This window comes from Klebsiella sp. GW_Kp182 (assembly GCF_040062275.1).
In the GTDB taxonomy this organism is placed as follows: domain Bacteria; phylum Pseudomonadota; class Gammaproteobacteria; order Enterobacterales; family Enterobacteriaceae; genus Klebsiella; species Klebsiella michiganensis.
The window spans coordinates 283,756-300,449 of record NZ_JBEAFQ010000007.1; the positions used below are offsets into that span (position 1 = coordinate 283,756).

General features: G+C 55.1%; 15 protein-coding genes. 8 read left to right on the top strand and 7 right to left on the bottom strand.

All coding sequences use genetic code 11. The features are described 5' to 3' along the window. Positions 1–20 precede the first annotated feature (20 nt). The 4 genes from ABLU88_RS09785 (at position 21) to ABLU88_RS09800 (ending at position 4,696) form a co-directional block, all read left to right on the top strand. The gene (locus ABLU88_RS09785) at positions 21–1,559 is read left to right on the top strand and encodes an FGGY-family carbohydrate kinase (RefSeq protein WP_025106271.1); all 1,539 of its coding nucleotides are present in this window, start codon (positions 21–23) and stop codon (positions 1,557–1,559) included. A gap of 11 nt (positions 1,560–1,570) precedes the next feature. After that, the gene (locus tag ABLU88_RS09790) at positions 1,571–2,332 is read left to right on the top strand and encodes an SDR family oxidoreductase (protein WP_025106270.1); all 762 of its coding nucleotides are present in this window, start codon (positions 1,571–1,573) and stop codon (positions 2,330–2,332) included. Positions 2,333–2,348: 16 nt separating this feature from the next. Further along, positions 2,349–3,344, top strand: coding sequence for a 2-hydroxyacid dehydrogenase (locus tag ABLU88_RS09795; RefSeq protein WP_025106269.1), 996 nt, complete (start codon positions 2,349–2,351; stop codon positions 3,342–3,344). Between the two features lie 89 nt (positions 3,345–3,433). Then, positions 3,434–4,696 carry a PTS transporter subunit IIC gene (locus ABLU88_RS09800; RefSeq protein ID WP_004851075.1) on the top strand — a complete coding sequence of 421 codons (1,263 nt, stop codon included), beginning with the start codon at positions 3,434–3,436 and terminating at the stop codon, positions 4,694–4,696. A 130-nt stretch (positions 4,697–4,826) separates the two neighbouring features. On the opposite strand, the gene ompC is transcribed toward ABLU88_RS09800, so the two are convergent. From ompC to ABLU88_RS09830, 6 genes are all read right to left on the bottom strand, one after another. Then, on the bottom strand, positions 4,827–5,912 hold the full coding sequence (ompC, locus tag ABLU88_RS09805; protein WP_049084085.1) for a porin OmpC: 1,086 nt from the start codon (positions 5,910–5,912) through the stop codon (positions 4,827–4,829). 698 nt (positions 5,913–6,610) lie between these two features. Next, on the bottom strand, positions 6,611–7,087 hold the full coding sequence (locus ABLU88_RS09810) for a WbuC family cupin fold metalloprotein (protein WP_348836417.1): 477 nt from the start codon (positions 7,085–7,087) through the stop codon (positions 6,611–6,613). Positions 7,088–7,417: 330 nt separating this feature from the next. Beyond that, positions 7,418–7,924 (bottom strand): hypothetical protein, encoded by a 507-nt coding sequence (locus ABLU88_RS09815; protein WP_048252274.1) that lies wholly within the window; start codon positions 7,922–7,924, stop codon positions 7,418–7,420. Positions 7,925–8,354: 430 nt separating this feature from the next. After that, positions 8,355–9,362: an iron ABC transporter permease gene (locus tag ABLU88_RS09820; RefSeq protein ID WP_049079373.1), complete on the bottom strand. Its 1,008-nt coding sequence runs from the start codon at positions 9,360–9,362 to the stop codon at positions 8,355–8,357. Then, on the bottom strand, positions 9,359–10,315 hold the full coding sequence (locus ABLU88_RS09825) for an ABC transporter substrate-binding protein (RefSeq protein WP_049084083.1): 957 nt from the start codon (positions 10,313–10,315) through the stop codon (positions 9,359–9,361). Before ABLU88_RS09825 ends, ABLU88_RS09820 begins: the two co-directional genes overlap by 4 nt. Before the next feature lie 24 nt (positions 10,316–10,339). Continuing rightward, positions 10,340–11,149, bottom strand: coding sequence for an ABC transporter ATP-binding protein (locus ABLU88_RS09830; RefSeq protein ID WP_348836418.1), 810 nt, complete (start codon positions 11,147–11,149; stop codon positions 10,340–10,342). A 288-nt stretch (positions 11,150–11,437) separates the two neighbouring features. Here ABLU88_RS09830 and ABLU88_RS09835 point away from each other — a divergent pair, with 288 nt between their 5' ends. Next, positions 11,438–11,767: an NIPSNAP family protein gene (locus ABLU88_RS09835; protein ID WP_004851091.1), complete on the top strand. Its 330-nt coding sequence runs from the start codon at positions 11,438–11,440 to the stop codon at positions 11,765–11,767. A gap of 111 nt (positions 11,768–11,878) precedes the next feature. Here the strand turns inward: ABLU88_RS09835 and ABLU88_RS09840 are convergent, their stop codons facing one another. Next, positions 11,879–12,700 (bottom strand): homeodomain-like domain protein, encoded by an 822-nt coding sequence (locus tag ABLU88_RS09840; protein ID WP_038424545.1) that lies wholly within the window; start codon positions 12,698–12,700, stop codon positions 11,879–11,881. A gap of 153 nt (positions 12,701–12,853) precedes the next feature. Between ABLU88_RS09840 and celB the strand changes: the two genes are divergently transcribed. From celB to ABLU88_RS09855, 3 genes are read left to right on the top strand one after another with little or no spacing between them, the layout of a single operon-like run. Continuing rightward, positions 12,854–14,173 (top strand): PTS cellobiose transporter subunit IIC, encoded by a 1,320-nt coding sequence (gene celB / locus ABLU88_RS09845; RefSeq protein WP_004851095.1) that lies wholly within the window; start codon positions 12,854–12,856, stop codon positions 14,171–14,173. Positions 14,174–14,177: 4 nt separating this feature from the next. Next, positions 14,178–15,131 carry a N(4)-(beta-N-acetylglucosaminyl)-L-asparaginase gene (locus tag ABLU88_RS09850; protein WP_009652191.1) on the top strand — a complete coding sequence of 318 codons (954 nt, stop codon included), beginning with the start codon at positions 14,178–14,180 and terminating at the stop codon, positions 15,129–15,131. A 3-nt stretch (positions 15,132–15,134) separates the two neighbouring features. Next, positions 15,135–16,592, top strand: coding sequence for a leucyl aminopeptidase family protein (locus ABLU88_RS09855; RefSeq protein WP_348836421.1), 1,458 nt, complete (start codon positions 15,135–15,137; stop codon positions 16,590–16,592). Positions 16,593–16,694 lie beyond the last annotated feature (102 nt).

Here is a 16,694-nt window from a genome sequence, read left to right on the forward strand (position 1 = left end):
CGCATAAGGAGTCCACGTCAATGAAACAACACTACGTCATGGGCATTGATAACGGCGGCACCGTCACAAAAGCGGCGATTTACGATCGCGCCGGCAACGTGGTGGCCAGCGCGTCGAAGTCTACGCAAATGCTGACCCCGAAGGAATTTCACACCGAGCGAGATATCAACGAACTCTGGGCGGCCAACGTTGAAGTCATTAAAACGGCCCTCGCGCAGTCGGGGATCGACGCCAGCCAGATCAAAGGCGTGGCGGTCACCGGCCACGGCAACGGGCTGTATATGGTGGATGAAACGGGCGCCCCGGTGCGCAACGGGATCATTTCCACCGATAGCCGGGCTAAGGGCTGGGTTGAAAAGTGGTACCGCGACCCGACGTTTGTCAGCGACATTTTGCCCAAAACCATGCAGTCCATCTGGGCAGGCCAGCCCGTCGCCCTCCTCGCCTGGCTGAAAGAGAACGAGCCTGAAGCGCTGAACAACGCGCGCTACATATTCATGGTCAAAGATCTGATTCGTTTTTATCTGACCGGCGAAGCCTTTCTCGAACTTACCGATATCTCAGGGACTAACCTGATCAACGTTCGCGACCGTGACTATGATGCCTCGCTGCTGGCCTGGTGGGGGCTCGGCGATCTGCGCGACAAGCTTCCGCCCATTAAACGCTCCACCGATTGCTGCGGCTACATTACCGACGACGTCGCGCAGCTAACCGGTTTGTCTGCCGGCACGCCTGTCTCGGGCGGCGTGTTTGATATCTCGGCGTCATCCATCGCTTCCGGCATCAATACGCTGGATAAGCTGGCGATTATTACCGGCACCTGGAGCATCAATGAATACGTGACCGACCATCCGGTTATCGACCGGGATCTCTTTATGACCTCGATTTATCCGATTGAGGGCAAATGGTTAATTACCGAGGCCAGCCCCACATCCGCCAGTAATCTGGAGTGGTTTATCAATAACTTTATGGAAGGCGATCGCACCGCCGCGGCAGCGCAGGGATCGTCAGTCTACGATCTGTGCAATGAGCTGGTCTCCACGACAACGCCCGCCGAGAGCCACCTGCTGTTCTTCCCGTTTGTCTTCGGCTCCAACACCATCCCGGACGCCTCCGCGGGGTTTATCGGCCTGAATAGCTTCCATAAAAAAGCGCATTTTCTGCGCGCTATCTACGAGGGGGTCGCCTTCAGCCACCTTTATCACACCGAACGTCTGCGCAACATCAACCCTGATCTAAGCCGCACCATTCGGATTGCGGGCGGCGTCACTAACTCTGCGGTCTGGCTGCAGATATTCGCCGATATTTTCCAGTCCACTCTGGAGATTGTCGACGTGAAAGAGCACGGCACCCTGGGCACCGCGATGACCGCCGCGGTCATGGTTAGCTGGTTTGATGACGTCTTTGCCGCCTCAAATGAGATGGTTCACGTTTCGCGAACGGTCACGCCAAACCCGGACAATAACAAGGTCTATCAGGATAAGTATCAGCTCTACAAAAATCTGCTATCGGAAATGCAGTCTCCGTGGAAAAGCTGCAGTAACTACATCACGCATTAAGCGAGGAAAGTATGGATCTGAATTTACACCACCGCACGGCTATCGTCACCGGCGGCGCAACGGGACTGGGCAAAGAGTTTGTCCTTTCCCTCGCTAGAGAAGGAGTCAACATCTGCTTCACCTATATGCGTGATGAGGAGCGCCCGGAGCAGCTGATCGATACGGTAAAAAATAGCGCCAGCGTCGAGATTATTGCGGTGAAAACCGATCTTTCCGATGAGCAAAGCCGGGAGAATCTGTTCGCGACCTGCATTGAGCGGCTGGGGAACGCCGATATTCTGGTCAACAACGCCGGGATCTGGCTAAGCGGCTACGTCACTGAAATCACCCAGCAGGAGTGGGACAGCGTGATGAACGTCAACCTGAAGGCGGTTTTCCACCTGAGCCAGATGTTTGTCAACCACTGCCTGGCGAAAGATCGGGCCGGCAGCATTCTGAATATCACTTCTCAGGCGGCCTTCCACGGTTCGACCACCGGTCATGCACATTACGCGGCCAGTAAAGCGGGCCTGGTGGCATTTTCTATCTCGCTGGCGCGCGAGGTGGCGAAACAGAAAATCAATGTCAACAACATCGCCGTCGGCATTATGGATACCGCGATGATCCGTAAAAACATTGAGCAGAATCCTGACTATTACGTCAGCCGTATTCCGGTGGGCCGGGTAGCCCAGCCGCACGAAATTGCCGACATCGGCGTCTTCATGGTCTCTCCGAAAACCAGCTATATGACGGGAGCGACTCTGGATGTCACCGGCGGTATGTTGATGCGTTAATTTATGGAGAATCATTATGAAATGTCTGGCAATTGCCGATCTGTTTATCAATGCAGCGATGATGGACGCGGGTCTGAAAGCGCTGAAAGATAAAGGTATTACAGTGGAAGTGCGCGAATGGTCGCACGAATCGATTGAAAAACTGCAGGAGGATAATTTACTGGTTGAACAGCAAGGCTCCGAAGCGGTGGCTCTGCCTGCCGCCCTGCTTCAGGGCGCTGAGGAGGTTGAGATCCTGATCGTCCAGTTCGCCCCGGTTAACGCGGCGGTATTCGACAAGCTGCCAAAGCTTAAATACGTTGGCGTGCTGCGCGGCGGCATTGAAAACGTTAATCAGGCGGAGGCCAAAGCGCGCGGAGTTGAGGTAATGAACACGCCGGGGCGTAATGCCCGCAGCGTGGCGGAGTTTACCGTCGGCATGATTCTGGCGGAAATGCGCAACATCGCCCGCTCGCACGATGCGCTGCGCGATAAGTTCTGGCGCAAAGAGAGTCCTAACCACCGGGCCATTCCTGAACTGGGCGGCAAAGTGGTGGGTCTGGTCGGGCTGGGGCATATCGCTCAGCTGGTGGCCGGCTTCCTGCGCGGTTTCGGCAGCGAGATTATCTTTTACGATAAGTACGTCCCCGGCCATGACAGCTATGAAAAGGTGGACTCTCTCGATGAGCTGGTTCGCCGTGCGGATGTGATTTCGCTGCATGCCCGCATGACCCCGGAAACGGAAAACCTGATTAACGCACATCATTTTGAATTAATGAAGGAGAGCGCCATTATCGTCAATACCGCACGCTCCGGCTTAATTAATGAAGGCGATCTGATCGCCGCGCTGCAGGACGGTAAAATCATGGGCGCCGCCCTCGACACTTTTGATGATGAGCCGCTGCCGGACGATAGCGCGTTTTATTCGCTGAATAACGTCACGATAACGCCGCATATTGCCGGCAGTACTATTGATGCCTTCAGCAATTCGCCGAAGATTTTTTCTGAGATCTTGCTGAAGCAACTCGGTTAAATATTAAAAGAGCCGCTTAAGGTTTTTGCTACGGCCCATTGGGCACGGGTTCGCTCGCGCCCAATTCGGCCGCCTTTTAAGGAAATATTATGGATATTATCAACAGCATTATTAGTCTGGGGGCATCAGTGATGATGCCAGTAATATTCTTTATTATCGCCCTGTGCTTCGGCGTTAAAATTGGCACCGCATTTAAAGCCGGGATGCTGGTCGGTATCGGTTTTGAAGGGGTGGGTCTGGTGATCGGCCTGCTGTTGACCAACCTCGGCCCGGCGTCGCAGGCCATGGTTGAACGCATCGGTCTGCACCTGACGGTGGTCGATACCGGCTGGCCGACCGCCTCCACTATCGGCTGGGGCTCGCCGCTGATGCTGCCGGTGGTCGTGGGATTTATTGTTATCAATATCGCCATGCTGCTGCTTAAATTAACCAAAACGGTAAATATCGATATATTCAACTACTGGATTTTCCTGATTATGGGGTCGGTTGTGTATGCCGGCACCGGTAACTACTGGCTCTCCGTTGGCATTACCTTCGGCATATTTATCTTAACCCTGCTGGCGGCGGATTTAACCGCACCGTATTTGCAAAAAAACTATAATCTTAAAGGGATATCATTCCCCCATCTTACCTGTATAACCTACGTGCCGTTTGGTATTGCCTGTAACTATATTATTGATAAGATCCCGCTGATTAATAAAATTAATTTCGACCCGGAAAGTATTAATAAAAAATTCGGCGTCTTCGGTGAACCGCTGACCCTGGGCTTCGTGCTGGGGCTGCTGCTGGCCTTCCTTGCCGGATACGATGTTGCAGCCGCGGTGTCGCTGGCGATTAAAGTTTCCGCCGCCATGCTGCTGCTGCCGAAAATGATCGAAATTTTAGTGCAGGGTCTGCTTATCGTGCGCGATGCCGCGGAAGCGAAGCTGAAAGCGAAATTTCCCAACCGCGACTTCTATATCGGCATGGATACCGCGCTGCTTATTGGCGAACCCTCGGTGCTGGCGACCGGGCTGCTGCTGATCCCCATGGCGGTGGTGCTGGCGATTATTCTGCCGGGCAACCGCGTGCTGCCGTTTGTCGATCTGGCCTCGCTGATGTTCCTGCTGGCGATGGTGACGCCGTTCTGCAAACGCAATATGTTCCGCATGTTTATCACCGGCACGCTGGTGGTCACCTGTATTTTGTACGTCGGGACGGATATTTCGCGGGAATACACCCAGGCGGCGGTCAACTCTAACATTCCGGTGCCGGAAGGGATGGCGGAAATCACTAATATCGTGGGCGGAGCCACCACCCCGGTGGGCTGGCTGGCGGTGAAATTCGGCGAGTTTTTCAGTACCGCGCCGTAAACTCCCCCTTTTCTCACTCAGCCCGGCGCGGGAAACGGCGTCGGGCTTTTTCGTCTCGCCCTGCGTTCAAGCACAAAAATGCCTGCCAGGAGGGTAAGCTGGCAGGCATGGTTCAATAAAAGGCGTTGTCTTAGAACTGGTAGGTTATGCCCACGGCAACGATGTTATCGGTGCTGATGCTGGCATCTTTGGTGAACCTGGTGTCATCCAGCAGGTTGATTTTGTAGTCCACATAGGTAGACATGTTTTTATTGAAGTAGTAAGTCGCGCCGACATCTACGTATTCAACCAGATCCTGGTCGCCGTAGCGGCCCAGATCTTTGCCTTTTGATTTCAGGTAGGCGATGGACGGACGCAGGCCAAAATCGAACTGATACTGGGCCACAACTTCAAAGTTCTGCGCGGTATTGGCGATATAGCCTTTACCAAACTTCGTCATGTTGCGGGTTTCCGCATAGGTGGTTGCCAGGTAGATGTTATTAGCATCGTACTTCAGACCGGCCGCCCACACTTCCGCTTTTTCGCCACGGGCGTAGAAGTCAGGATTCACGCGCCCTTCCCTGACCTGCGCATCGGTGCGATCGGATGCCGCGTAGGCCGCGCCTACGCCAAATCCTTCGTACTCATAGGTCGAGGCCAGACCCCAGCCGTCGCCATGCTGTTTCGCCAGATCGCGACCGTTGCCCTCTTCTTTGCCCTGGTACTGTACGGCGACGTTCAGGCCGTCAACCAGGCCGAAGAAACCGCTGTTACGGTAGGTGGCAACGCCGGTGGTACGCGCGGTGGCGAAGACATCGGTCTGGGTCCAGGTATCGCCGCCAAACTCCGGCAGCATATCGGTCCAGGCGCCGATATCATAGGCGACGCCGTAGTTACGGCCGTAGTCCAGAGAGCCAAATTCGCCAAACTTGAGGCCGGCAAACGCGAGACGCGTTTTGTCGCCGGAGTTGTCGCCTTCAACGTTATTGGCGCTGAAGTTATATTCCCACTGGCCGTAGCCAATCAGTTGGTCGTTGATCTGGGTTTCCCCCTTGAAGCCCAGACGGGCATAGGTCTGATCGCCATCCTCGGAGTTATCGCTGGAGAAATAATGCAGGCCGGTCACTTTCCCGTAGAGGTCGAGTTTGTTTCCGTCCTTGTTATACACTTCAGCTGCCTGCACGGTTCCTGCAGCAAGAAGTGTAGAGACGGCCACTGTTAGTAATTTTAATTTCATATTATTTCGTCCCTAACTATTAATAAAATATCAAATCTCAGATGCCTTCTGAGCGAGGCTATTATGCGATAATTCGCAAAGAGACTTGAAATTAAAAGTTCCAGTTTTTTAGACCAAATACCATAACTGTGACGACAACAGCGGTTGTTAATTGATGTACATCAATCATTCACTGCTTGCGTTGGCAAATATTCTGAATCACGCCTTACGCAACCCAGAAATGCAGAAGGTTTAACTAAAATAGATAAATTATCATAAGGAAATTCTAATGATTAGATAAATTAAAGATTGCAATTTGTTAAAAACTATAAAAATCAATATGTTATAATTTAAACAACCAATCATTAATGCTTGTTCATAAAGGAATTGATTCCCATAAGTGGCTATTAATGAGTATATTCCGATCCTTTCCCGCAGATAAATTATAGCGCCGAAATGACCACATTTCTTTATTGAAGATTCTTTACAAAAACCGTAAAAATTATAGCATAGTGGTTTAAGATGTGTTTAACACTTCCGTGAAAGGGATATCGTCAGCCCTATTTCAGGGGATAAGTTTAACTATGAATAAATGCTATGAATAAATAGAGCCAGGAACTTATCACCAGTTTGATAAGCCGCTGACGCGCCGGGAACGGCTTATCCGTATCGGGGGTAAAAGGAAGCTGGCGCGGGCTGCTCCCCGCGCAATGCCTGGATTACAGGGTAAAACCGCCATCACCCACTTGCGCCCGGGCGTACCACTTCATTAGCTCGGCGGTTCCCGGCGCATTTTCAGCTGGCGCCCACGGGGCCGCGTCTTGCTCAGAAACCGGCTGGTAACCACCGTATTTAACCTCAAAAATTACGCCGCCTTTATGCATCGACAGCACGGCATGCCAGGTACCCGCCGCCATCTCCAGCACCTTACACTCTTCGCCTAACACCACGCGCTCGGTCACTTTGCCAGCATCATCAAAGGTCAACACCACAAAACGCCCGCTAAGGGATGTCAGCAGTTCAAAAGTGTGCGGGTGGCGGTGAGGCCGAACATAGGTACCCGGCTCCATAGCGACGGCCAGGCGTTGCACCGGATCGCTTAAGTCAGGGTGGAAATTACGATGGGCACGCAAGCGAGGCGAAGCTACAGCCTGTTCGCTTTGTTGCCGAAGGTCACTCAACGTCATTTGTTTCATATAAGCCTTTATTGTAGTTGGGCAGCTTACGGCAATCAGGTTGTCGTAAGGCTTAATGCTATTTTCAACAGACGATTAGCTTCGCCGCTCGCGGAACACATCGCTGTGCGGATTATAGACGCTGATGCCGCGGTCCCAAAGCGCCAGAAATGACGAGAACAGATCGTGGTGGGGTTCCTTTGTCCCCCGCTCGCCCTTTGAGGCAAGACATGGGATAGATGACATGAAAAAGAGACACTTTGTGAGTGCGCTCCTTAACAGTCGTGGCAGGCGGAAAAATAAGATGAGAGTGCGAAGATAAAGGTATAGTCACGCATGCAGGTGCAGCAATTAATCCGGCGTAAATTTATCGAGCAGCGAAAAAGCGTGTAAATAATTAGACAGCGCCAGTAGCGCATGAAATGAGTTAAAGCCGAACTTCTCAATTAATCTTCTTTTATAGCTGCTGTAGGCCTTGGGCGAAATGCCGAGCAGCTCCGGGTAATCTTTTGCCAGTACGGTAAATTTCATAATAAAAATATACTGAAATTCTCTCTCTGTTAACGTGATGTCCTCTCCCACGGGGATGCCATCAGTCACTCTGGCGATAATACTGGCGATATGTGCGGTGCGCCTTTTGTTTATCAAACAAATAATATTACCTTCAACCCGGAAACAAACAAAATTCTTTTTCATTTCAAAGCTGTTTATCAAAAAATGGAACTGCGCGTAGCTGCTGGATGCGTACTTTGTTAAGCACAAATCGACCAGATTCGCCTTTCTGACCGCTTTTATGTCGTTTATTTTCAGACGCATGGCTTTCTTAAAAAAATGATTATGGCTGAAAATAGTTAACATTCCTTTCCCTCATGAAAGTGCAATCATCCTTTATAGAAATGCGTATAATAGGCGCCATGGGGATATACCCATGAGTGAAGTGGGTGAATTATAAGTTTGTTTAATATTTATTGTCCAGACGAGTGAATTTCAGAAAAATCCCTGCGAAATGTAAACCATGGGATTTTCACTGGCCCGGAGACAGCGCTCATCCCCACACTTACTTTAGGATTTTTCTTACGATGCATCGGTTAAAGAGAGATTAGCAGCATATCACTCTACGACAGAGATGATAATTAACGAATAACATTGAAAAAATTAATTTATCAAAAGATAAAACTACCAATGAGGGAATTGCGCATGAACCGAAGCGCATGCGCGCGCTGACTTCCGGGCATTTGTTTGCCCTTCGTTTAAGTCTGCGCCAGGCAGCGACCCGGCGCGACTCAGTTTATGAACGGTTTCTGGCCAGCAAAATAATAATGAAGAGACCACCGATGCCGGCCGTAATGATCCCGATAGGCAGCTCCTGCGGAGCCAGCAGCGTCCTGCTGACGATATCACCGCCGCACAGTAGCACCGCGCCCCACAGGCCGCATAAAGGAAGCAGCAGCAGATGTTTTACGCCAGAAAAATAGCGGCACATATGCGGCACCATCAGGCCGATAAAGCCAATCACCCCGGTCAGGGCCACCAGCAGCGACGTTGCTAACGCGCAGCAGAAAAACACCTCCATTCGCAGGCGGGTAACGTTAATGCCCAGCGACTGCGCGGTCTGCTCACCGGCCAGTAAGCCATCCAGGGAGCGCCAGCGCAGGAGTATGAATGCGCCTAGAAGCAGCAGACTGAACAGGGCGTAGGGCAAATTATCCCAGCGCGCCAGACCGAGCCCACCCAGCGACCAGAACAGCACCGAGCTGGCGGCCCGCTGGTCGCCCGAGAAAATCAGATAGCTGGTCAGCGCGCCGAATAAAAAGGAGATCGCCAACCCGCAGATCACCAGGTGCTCTGCGCCACGCTGCTTTTTAAAATGAAACAGCAGCATCACCGCCACCGCCGAGCAGATGCCGCCAACGAATGCCGACACCGGCAGCGTCAGCGCGCCAAGCCGCTCACCGAATCGGGTGATCACCAGTACCGCTCCCGCCGATGCGCCGGAGGAAAGCCCGAATAAAAAAGGATCGGCCAGATCGTTGCGCGTGGTGGTCTGTAGTAGACCGCCCACGATGGCCAGCACCGCGCCCGCCAGCACCGCCAGCAGCGTTCTTGGCACGCGCAAATCAATGACAATACGTCCGATCATCTCCGAAACCGGCACATCCAGCAGCCGCAAGGCGCCGAGAACCTGGGTAAGCGACAGCGGCACGCTGCCTTTAGCCACGCTGAGCAGCATCAAGCCGGCTAATAACGGCAGCGCCCCCCACGCGGCCCAGTAGTAGCGATAGTGAGTCCCGCTCATTGGTGGGCCGCAGGATACATCGCATGAGCCAGCTTTTCGGCCGCGTTGATATTCGCCGGGCCGGGCGTCAACTCAGCATATTGCAGCTTCAGATAACGCTGCCGCTTCACCGCCGGCGTCTGTTTCATTAACGGATGATTTTCGAGGAAACGGCGCAGCGAATCAGCGCCGCTGCCGGTCTGATAATCGAGAAGAATAATAAAATCGGGTTCCGCCGTCGCCACGCTCTCCCAGGAGGTGGTCCCCCAGCTCATCTCCAGGTCGTCCATCACGTTTTTCCCTCCCGCCGCTTCGATAATCGCGGTCGGCATGGCGTACCGTCCGCTGGTAAAGGGCTTATCTTCGCCGGAATCATAGACAAACACCTTTAATGGCTGCACGCCCTGCGGCGGCTTAGGCAGCGCATTCAGCGTTTTTTTCCAGCCGTCGACCAGCGTACGGGCCTCTTGCTGCTTGCCAAAAATCTTACCCAGCGTCAGCTCATCGTTATACAGCAGGTCCATACTCGCTTTTTGTTTCTGAGAGGCGGTAAAGACGCAGCTCTCGCTCAGCACAAAGGTTTTGATGCCGTATGTTTCGAGCACGGAAGGCGTGACCTCCCCGCCGACCTTCATGCCGTAATTCCAGCCGGCGAAAAAGAAATCAGGATTTGCCGCCAGCAGCGTCTCCAGAGAGGGATATTTCGGCGCCAGCTCGGGAATTGATCTCATCTGATGTTTAAATTCCGGGGTCATTTTGTACCATCCGGTAATGCCGGTTAAGCCAACGATGCGGTCCTGCAACCCGAGAGCAAAAGCCATTTCAGACATATTAAGGTCGTGGATGACCGCCCTTTTCGGCGCCTGAGTGAAGGTCACCGGCGTTCCGCAGCTGTCAATCGTGACGGGAAAATCCGCCGCGTTCGCCGCTGAAATAAAAAGAAACGCCATCGTCCCTGCAAACCATTTATTCATGCTGCGTTATCCTCCGGTAATTTATCAGGCATAGCCTGGCACCTCAAAAATCCGCAGCGCCTTCCCGGTCATGGGATGCGGTACGGTAAAGCTGGTCAAGCCGAAGACCGGGTAAAGCCGTTGTGAAACAAGCACGCGCTCCGGCACATCCCAGGCCACGGCGCGCCCTTGCGATAAAAGCAAAACCCGATCGGCAAAGGCGTCAATCAGGGAAAGATCGTGCAATACCGCAACGACCGTGATTCCCTGGCTTTTCACTAATGACAGCAGCTCCACTCTGCCGTGGGGATCAAGGTGGTTGGTGGGCTCATCCAGCAGCAGCAGTTTTGGCGCCTGGGCCAGTACCCGCGCCAGCGCCGCCCGTTGTCTCTCACCACCGGATAACACGGAGAGCGGTCGCTTGCGCAGCCTCTGCAATCCCGTATCGTTAATCGCGCGGGTTACGATGATGTCGTGTTCGCGACGCGACATGTCCCGGGCGTGGGGAATCCGCCCGAGGGCGACATAATCCTCAAGCGCCAGACGCAGGTCGGGGGTATCATTCTGCGCAAGCACCGCGATCTGCCGGGCTCGCTGCTGCCGGGTTAATGCGGCAATGGAGCGGCCATATAACCGAACGTCGCCATCCCGCGACGGCAGTTGGCAATCTATCGCGCGTAATAAAGAGGTTTTCCCGCTGCCGTTGGGCCCAATGACGGCCAGACACTCTCCTTTACCGGCGCTGAAATGAATGCCGGAGAGCATTTCCCCGCCGCCGGGCCGCGGCAATGATGCGATATTGACGCTAAGCACGGGATCATCGGCTTTTCCACTCTTTGTCAAACTCTCCTCCATTAGCCGCCGCTCCCTCTCTCTTCAGCGTGGATGAGCGAAACACGCGCTCTTTTGAATTTTGATCGGCAGGTAGTGATGATAATCATTATCATTTAAAAAGAAAGGTAAATAGTCACATATTTTATAATGCCAAAATGTTATGATATAACATATCAAAAAAGAAGTGAGAAATGCAACCCGCGCTGCCCTCATGCCAAAGAGAAGCGACAAAACCACGGGGAGTTGTTCTAATAGCCGGACAGTGCTCTCTTGCAGCAAACTCAGTGAATGTGAACAGGAAACGTCAGGATGAAAACGGTAGAGTTTTTGCTTTACACCCTTAAACCGGGGACCGGGAACGAGTTTCACCGGATAATGAAGGAACAAAGCGCCCCCTGTCATCGCGCCGCCGGAATGGATATCGTCTCCTTCGGCAATTCAGTTGATGACAACGACGCTTATTACCTGATCCGGGCCTATGAGGACCTGACGCATTTAAACGCATCCCAGGCGCACTTCTACAGTAGCCCCGCCTGGCGCGAAGGCCCGCGACAGGCCATTATCGACAGGATCAGCGTCAGCGTAAAAACGGTTATGCTGCTGAGCGACAGCGCGATTGATGGCCTGCGAAACGGTTGACCCTCCAGGGCCGCTGGCGTGGCCCAACAAAAAACGCGCTCTCTTTTGCTGTCGCAGAGATTCTGGGGCCCGGGCAAAACGCGGCTGCCGTGCCTGCCTCCGACGCCACCGTTAGTTCTGATTCAACGACTCAAGAAAGCCCTGGGGCGTCGTGTCGCCCAGCTTTTTTTGCGCCCGTCCCCGGTTCCACAGCGCGCACAGCCGCTGCAGCGTCGCGTCCGGTTCATCCAGCGCCGGAATAACGTCGGCTAATCGTTCGCTGAGCTGTACCGCTCCGCGCTCCGCCATCGCCACCGTCCGGCATGAGAGATCCGCGCGCGCGGGCTGAAAGCCTTTATGAGCATAAATCTCAAGACATTGTATACGCGCCGGACAGGCGTTCAGCGCCTCGGTCAGCCAGCTATCGACCAGCGCGGGAGAGATCCCGCTATAGATGCGGCCAAAGCACCAGCCGCTGATCGGCTCCTGCGCCCAGAGCAGATGATGTTCACCGCCGTCGTCCATCGACAGCGCCAGCTGGCGATAGTGCAGCGTCAGGGTATCCGCGCGCATTCCCGCCTTTAACGCTTTTTTCCCCTGCAGCGCGGCATTTTTCCGTCCTTCATGGGCCGGACGCAGATAGCGGTTTAGCGTGGCGCGGGAAATAGCGATGCCCAGCCCCTCATTCACCATAAACAGCAGTTCGTCCAGCGGGGCGCGCAGCGCATCGCGGAGGGCGTTAATGAGAATCTCCTGCTCTTGTCTCAGTACTTTGTGTATCAAATGCGGCGTGGTGTGGTTATCGGAAATCTGGCTGCGGTTGCGCCAGCGGCGAACTGTAGTAATGGAAATCCCCAGTTCCTGCGCCAGTTCCCGGTCGCTTTTCGTCGATTCCTGAAGATATTTACGGGTTCTGGGGGTGGTGGTGGCATTAGCGTGCAGCTTAATTTCCATACGATCCTCTACAGGAAATATAACTAATCATATGAGATATATATTATTGCAGAGAATACAATGTGAACCGCTTCACCTTTCAGCCCACCGCTTTCTCTCATAATCCGCCATAGATAACACACACAGCCCTGTCGATCTTGTACGGAGTTCACAATGAACAATGTTCTGGGATTTCTTGAAGCCAAACTGATGCCTCTGGCGGCGAAAACCGCCCAGCAGCGTCACCTCGGCGCTATTCGCGGCGCCTACGTTTCATTCATGCCTTTTATTATTGTCGGTTCAATTCTGCTGGTGATCTCGTCGTTCCCCAATCAGAGCTACCAGCAGTTTATGGCCAGCACCTTCGGCGCGAGCTGGAGCGCAATTATCGAAATCCCGTTCAACGCGGTATTTTCCACAATGTCGCTGTTTATCAGCTTCCTGGTGGCCTACCGTCTGGCGGAGCACTACGGCGATGACCGCATCTCCTGCGGCATCCTCTCGCTGGTGGGGTTTCTGATCCTCACGCCGTTCATTAAGGTCGCAGAAAACGGCGGCATCACGGTGATCCCCGTGGAGTGGATCGGCACCAAAGGTTTATTCGTCGCCATGATCGGTTCGCTGCTGTGGACCGAACTCTTCTGCTGGCTAAAACGCAAAAAGCTGGTAATTAAGATGCCGGACGGCGTTCCGCCCGCCGTGCAGGAGTCTTTCGCCGCGCTGATCCCGGCGCTGCTGGTGATGATTCTGATCCTGGCGATTCGCATCGGGTTTGCGCACACGCACTACGCCACCATCCACCAGTTTATTTATGAGGTCGTCGCCTCGCCGGTACGCCATTACGGTACCTCCTACTTCGGCGCGCTGATGACCGTTTTCAGCATTACCATTCTGTGGTCGGTCGGCATTAACTCCGGTTCGATGATCAACGGCATCATTCGTCCGCTGTGGATGGAAAATCAGACCGACAACATCGCCGCTATCCAGGCCGGCGTCACCCCGCCGCACATTATCACCGAGCAGTTCTTCGATATGATCTGGATGGGCGGCGCGGGCGCAACGCTATCGCTGGTGATAGCGATGCTGATTTTCGCCCGCAGCAAAAATATGCGCGAAGTTGCCCGCCTCGGCGCCGGCGCCTCCATTTTTAATATCAATGAGCCTATCCTCTTCGGCCTGCCGGTGATCATGAACCCGATTATGCTGATTCCATTTAACCTCGTGCCGCTGGTGCTGGTCACGGTGCAGTACGCGGCGATGAAGATCGGCGCGGTGGCCGTCACCACCGGCGTCTTTATCCCCTGGACGCTGCCGCCAGTGATCAGCGGTTTTATCGTCACCGGGCATCTTAGCGGCAGCGTGATGCAGATCCTCAATTTGCTGATTGGCGCCATGCTGTACCTGCCCTTCATGCGCATCGTCGATAAGCAGTATCGCGCGGCGGAAGTCACCGCCCGTGCTGAAACGGACAACACGCTTGCAAAACAGGAGTAAACCAATGTGGGGAATGATTGCCACCTGGCGAATGGCGCTGGAAGGCGTAACCGAAGCCGCGGCGGCGCTGGCATCCGGCGCTGATACCGCCAGCGCCGTGGTCAATGCGGTGGCGGCGGTAGAAGATTTTCCGCTGTACAAATCGGTGGGCTACGGCGGCCTGCCGACGGAAAACGGCGAGGTCGAACTGGATGCCGCCTTTATGCATGGCGATACCCTGGCCTTCGGCGCGGTCGGTAATCTGGTGGATATTGCCAACCCGGTGAAAGTCGCCCACGCCCTGAGCCGTCAGCGCTACAACAGTCTGCTGGTCGGCCAGGGCGCCAGAGAGTGGGCCATAAGCCAGGGATTCGCCGCCAAAGCGATGCTGACCGAACGCGCAATGCAGCATTACCGGAAGCGCTGTCGCGAAACGCTGGATAAAGGCCTCAGTCCTTACGACGGCCACGATACCGTGGGCATTATTGGCCTTGATAAACAGGGTTCCATGAGCGTTGCCACCTCCACCAGCGGCCTGTTTATGAAAAAGCGCGGACGGCTGGGCGATTCGCCGATTATCGGCTCCGGTTTCTACTGCGATAGCGAGACCGGCGCCGCAACGGCGACCGGCGTCGGTGAAGATCTGATGAAAGGCTGCACCAGCTACGAAATCGTCCGGCGAATGGCCCAGGGAATGACGCCGCAGCAGGCGGCGGACTCGGTGGTCTGCGAGCTGGAAGACAAACTGATGTCGCGCTTTGGCCGCGCGGGCGACCTTTCGGTGGTGTGCATGAACCGGCGCGGCGAATTCGGCGCCGCCACCAATATCAAAACCTTCTCCTTTGTCGTCGCCAGCGCGACGCAGCCGCTCACCGTGTTCTGCGCCGAGCGCGTTCGGGAGAAAACCCATTACCGGCCGGTGGACGACGAATGGATGCAGGCCTATGCCGCACGCATTCGCGCCCCCATCGAGGAGTAAGCCATGCTGGATTATCGTCTGATTAATCAACTGGATAGCGCCTGCACCGGCGCGCATCTGGTGACCTGGCCCGGCAGTACGCTGCTGGCCCAGGCCCCGCTCAATCCCGTTCCCCTGCTCGCGGAAATGGTGGAACAGGCCGCCCGCGGCGAGGTGGCGGATACCCGCTTCGGCTGCTCCCCCTTCGCCCGCATCACCCTCATTCCGCGACCGCTGTGGAGGGATACGCTGAACGATGGCCTGGCCGAGGCGCTGCGGCCGCTATGCAAAAAGCCGGTGAGCGAAACGCTTATCCTCGACGCTTCGCTGGAAGAGAGCAGCGGCGCTTTAACCAAAGCGCTGCGCGAACTGTTTAACCTCGACTGGCAGCTTGATGATTTGGGCCTGCATCAGGTGAAAGCCGCCAGGCCACGCCTGCGCCAGCTCGCCCTCTATGCCTTACCCGAACAGCGGTCGGCGCTGAACACCCTCGCCCATCGTCAACGGGCCACGGCGCACGGCATGCTCGCCGCGCGGCGGCTGGCGGATCTGCCTGCGGAGCAGTGTACCCCGCAGTACGTGGTGGAAGAAGCCCGGCGTCTGTGCGCGGATATCCCCACGCTGCGCTGCGAAGTTCTGGATGAAAAAGCGATCGTCGAACAAGGGCTCGGCCTGCTGCATGCGGTGGGTAAAGGCGCTGAACGCCCGCCGCGCCTGCTGGCGATTCATTATGATGGCGTCCGCGAGGGCCCGGTTCGCTGCTACGTCGGTAAAGGCGTCACCTTTGATACCGGCGGACTGTGGCTCAAGGAAGGCGCCGGGATGTACACCATGAAGTACGATATGTGCGGCGCGGCCAACGTCCTTGGCCTGATGCTGAGCATCGCCGAGCTGGCGCTACCGGTGCGGGTAATGGGCGTACTGGCGCTGGCGGAAAACGCGATTGGCCCCGCCGCCATGCAGCCGGGCAGCGTCGCCCGGGCCTGTAATGGCCTGACGGTAGAGATCAATAATACCGACGCTGAAGGCCGCCTGGTGCTTTCCGATGCCATTGCCTGGGCGAGCCAGCGGCATCCGCAGGCGCACTATATTATTGATATTGCGACCCTTACCGGCGCGGTGGTTAAGGCGCTGGGTTACGATTTGAGCGGCTTGATGACGCAAAGCGACGCGCTGCGGGCGGGGTTAACCCGGGCAGGAATAAAAAGCGGGGATGAGGTCTGGTCGCTGCCGCTGGATAGCAGGCTGAAGAAGCAGACCGAAAGCGCAATCGCCGACCTGTGCAATACGCCCGGCAATAATGCGGCCATCAGCGCCTCCGCCGCCTGGCTTTTGCACCATTTTTCCCCGCCGGAGATCCCCTGGGCCCATCTCGACGTCAGCGGCACGGCGCTGTGGCGCGAAGGCGGTAAAAGCGTCGCTTCCGGCCGGCCGATTCCGCTACTGATTCAGCATCTGCTCGACGATATCGACGAGAGTTAACCCCCTCCCCGGAGGCGATGCTGCGCATCTGTCCGGGCTACGGTTACCAGCAATCTGCGGCCCGGTAGCCCGGCTAAGCGCAGCGCAAGCCGGGAAGAAGCC

Excerpts from the sequence above, each read along its gene's own strand:
- ABLU88_RS09785 (WP_025106271.1), top strand. The coding sequence starts at position 21 with ATGAAACAACACTACGTCATGGGCATTGATAACGGCGGCACCGTCACA.
- ABLU88_RS09790 (WP_025106270.1), top strand. The coding sequence starts at position 1,571 with ATGGATCTGAATTTACACCACCGCACGGCTATCGTCACCGGCGGCGCA.
- ABLU88_RS09795 (WP_025106269.1), top strand. The coding sequence starts at position 2,349 with ATGAAATGTCTGGCAATTGCCGATCTGTTTATCAATGCAGCGATGATG.
- ABLU88_RS09800 (WP_004851075.1), top strand. The coding sequence starts at position 3,434 with ATGGATATTATCAACAGCATTATTAGTCTGGGGGCATCAGTGATGATG.
- ompC (WP_049084085.1), bottom strand. The coding sequence starts at position 5,912 with ATGAAATTAAAATTACTAACAGTGGCCGTCTCTACACTTCTTGCTGCA.
- ABLU88_RS09810 (WP_348836417.1), bottom strand. The coding sequence starts at position 7,087 with ATGAAACAAATGACGTTGAGTGACCTTCGGCAACAAAGCGAACAGGCT.
- ABLU88_RS09815 (WP_048252274.1), bottom strand. The coding sequence starts at position 7,924 with ATGTTAACTATTTTCAGCCATAATCATTTTTTTAAGAAAGCCATGCGT.
- ABLU88_RS09820 (WP_049079373.1), bottom strand. The coding sequence starts at position 9,362 with ATGAGCGGGACTCACTATCGCTACTACTGGGCCGCGTGGGGGGCGCTG.
- ABLU88_RS09825 (WP_049084083.1), bottom strand. The coding sequence starts at position 10,315 with ATGAATAAATGGTTTGCAGGGACGATGGCGTTTCTTTTTATTTCAGCG.
- ABLU88_RS09830 (WP_348836418.1), bottom strand. The coding sequence starts at position 11,149 with ATGGAGGAGAGTTTGACAAAGAGTGGAAAAGCCGATGATCCCGTGCTT.
- ABLU88_RS09835 (WP_004851091.1), top strand. The coding sequence starts at position 11,438 with ATGAAAACGGTAGAGTTTTTGCTTTACACCCTTAAACCGGGGACCGGG.
- ABLU88_RS09840 (WP_038424545.1), bottom strand. The coding sequence starts at position 12,700 with ATGGAAATTAAGCTGCACGCTAATGCCACCACCACCCCCAGAACCCGT.
- celB (WP_004851095.1), top strand. The coding sequence starts at position 12,854 with ATGAACAATGTTCTGGGATTTCTTGAAGCCAAACTGATGCCTCTGGCG.
- ABLU88_RS09850 (WP_009652191.1), top strand. The coding sequence starts at position 14,178 with ATGTGGGGAATGATTGCCACCTGGCGAATGGCGCTGGAAGGCGTAACC.
- ABLU88_RS09855 (WP_348836421.1), top strand. The coding sequence starts at position 15,135 with ATGCTGGATTATCGTCTGATTAATCAACTGGATAGCGCCTGCACCGGC.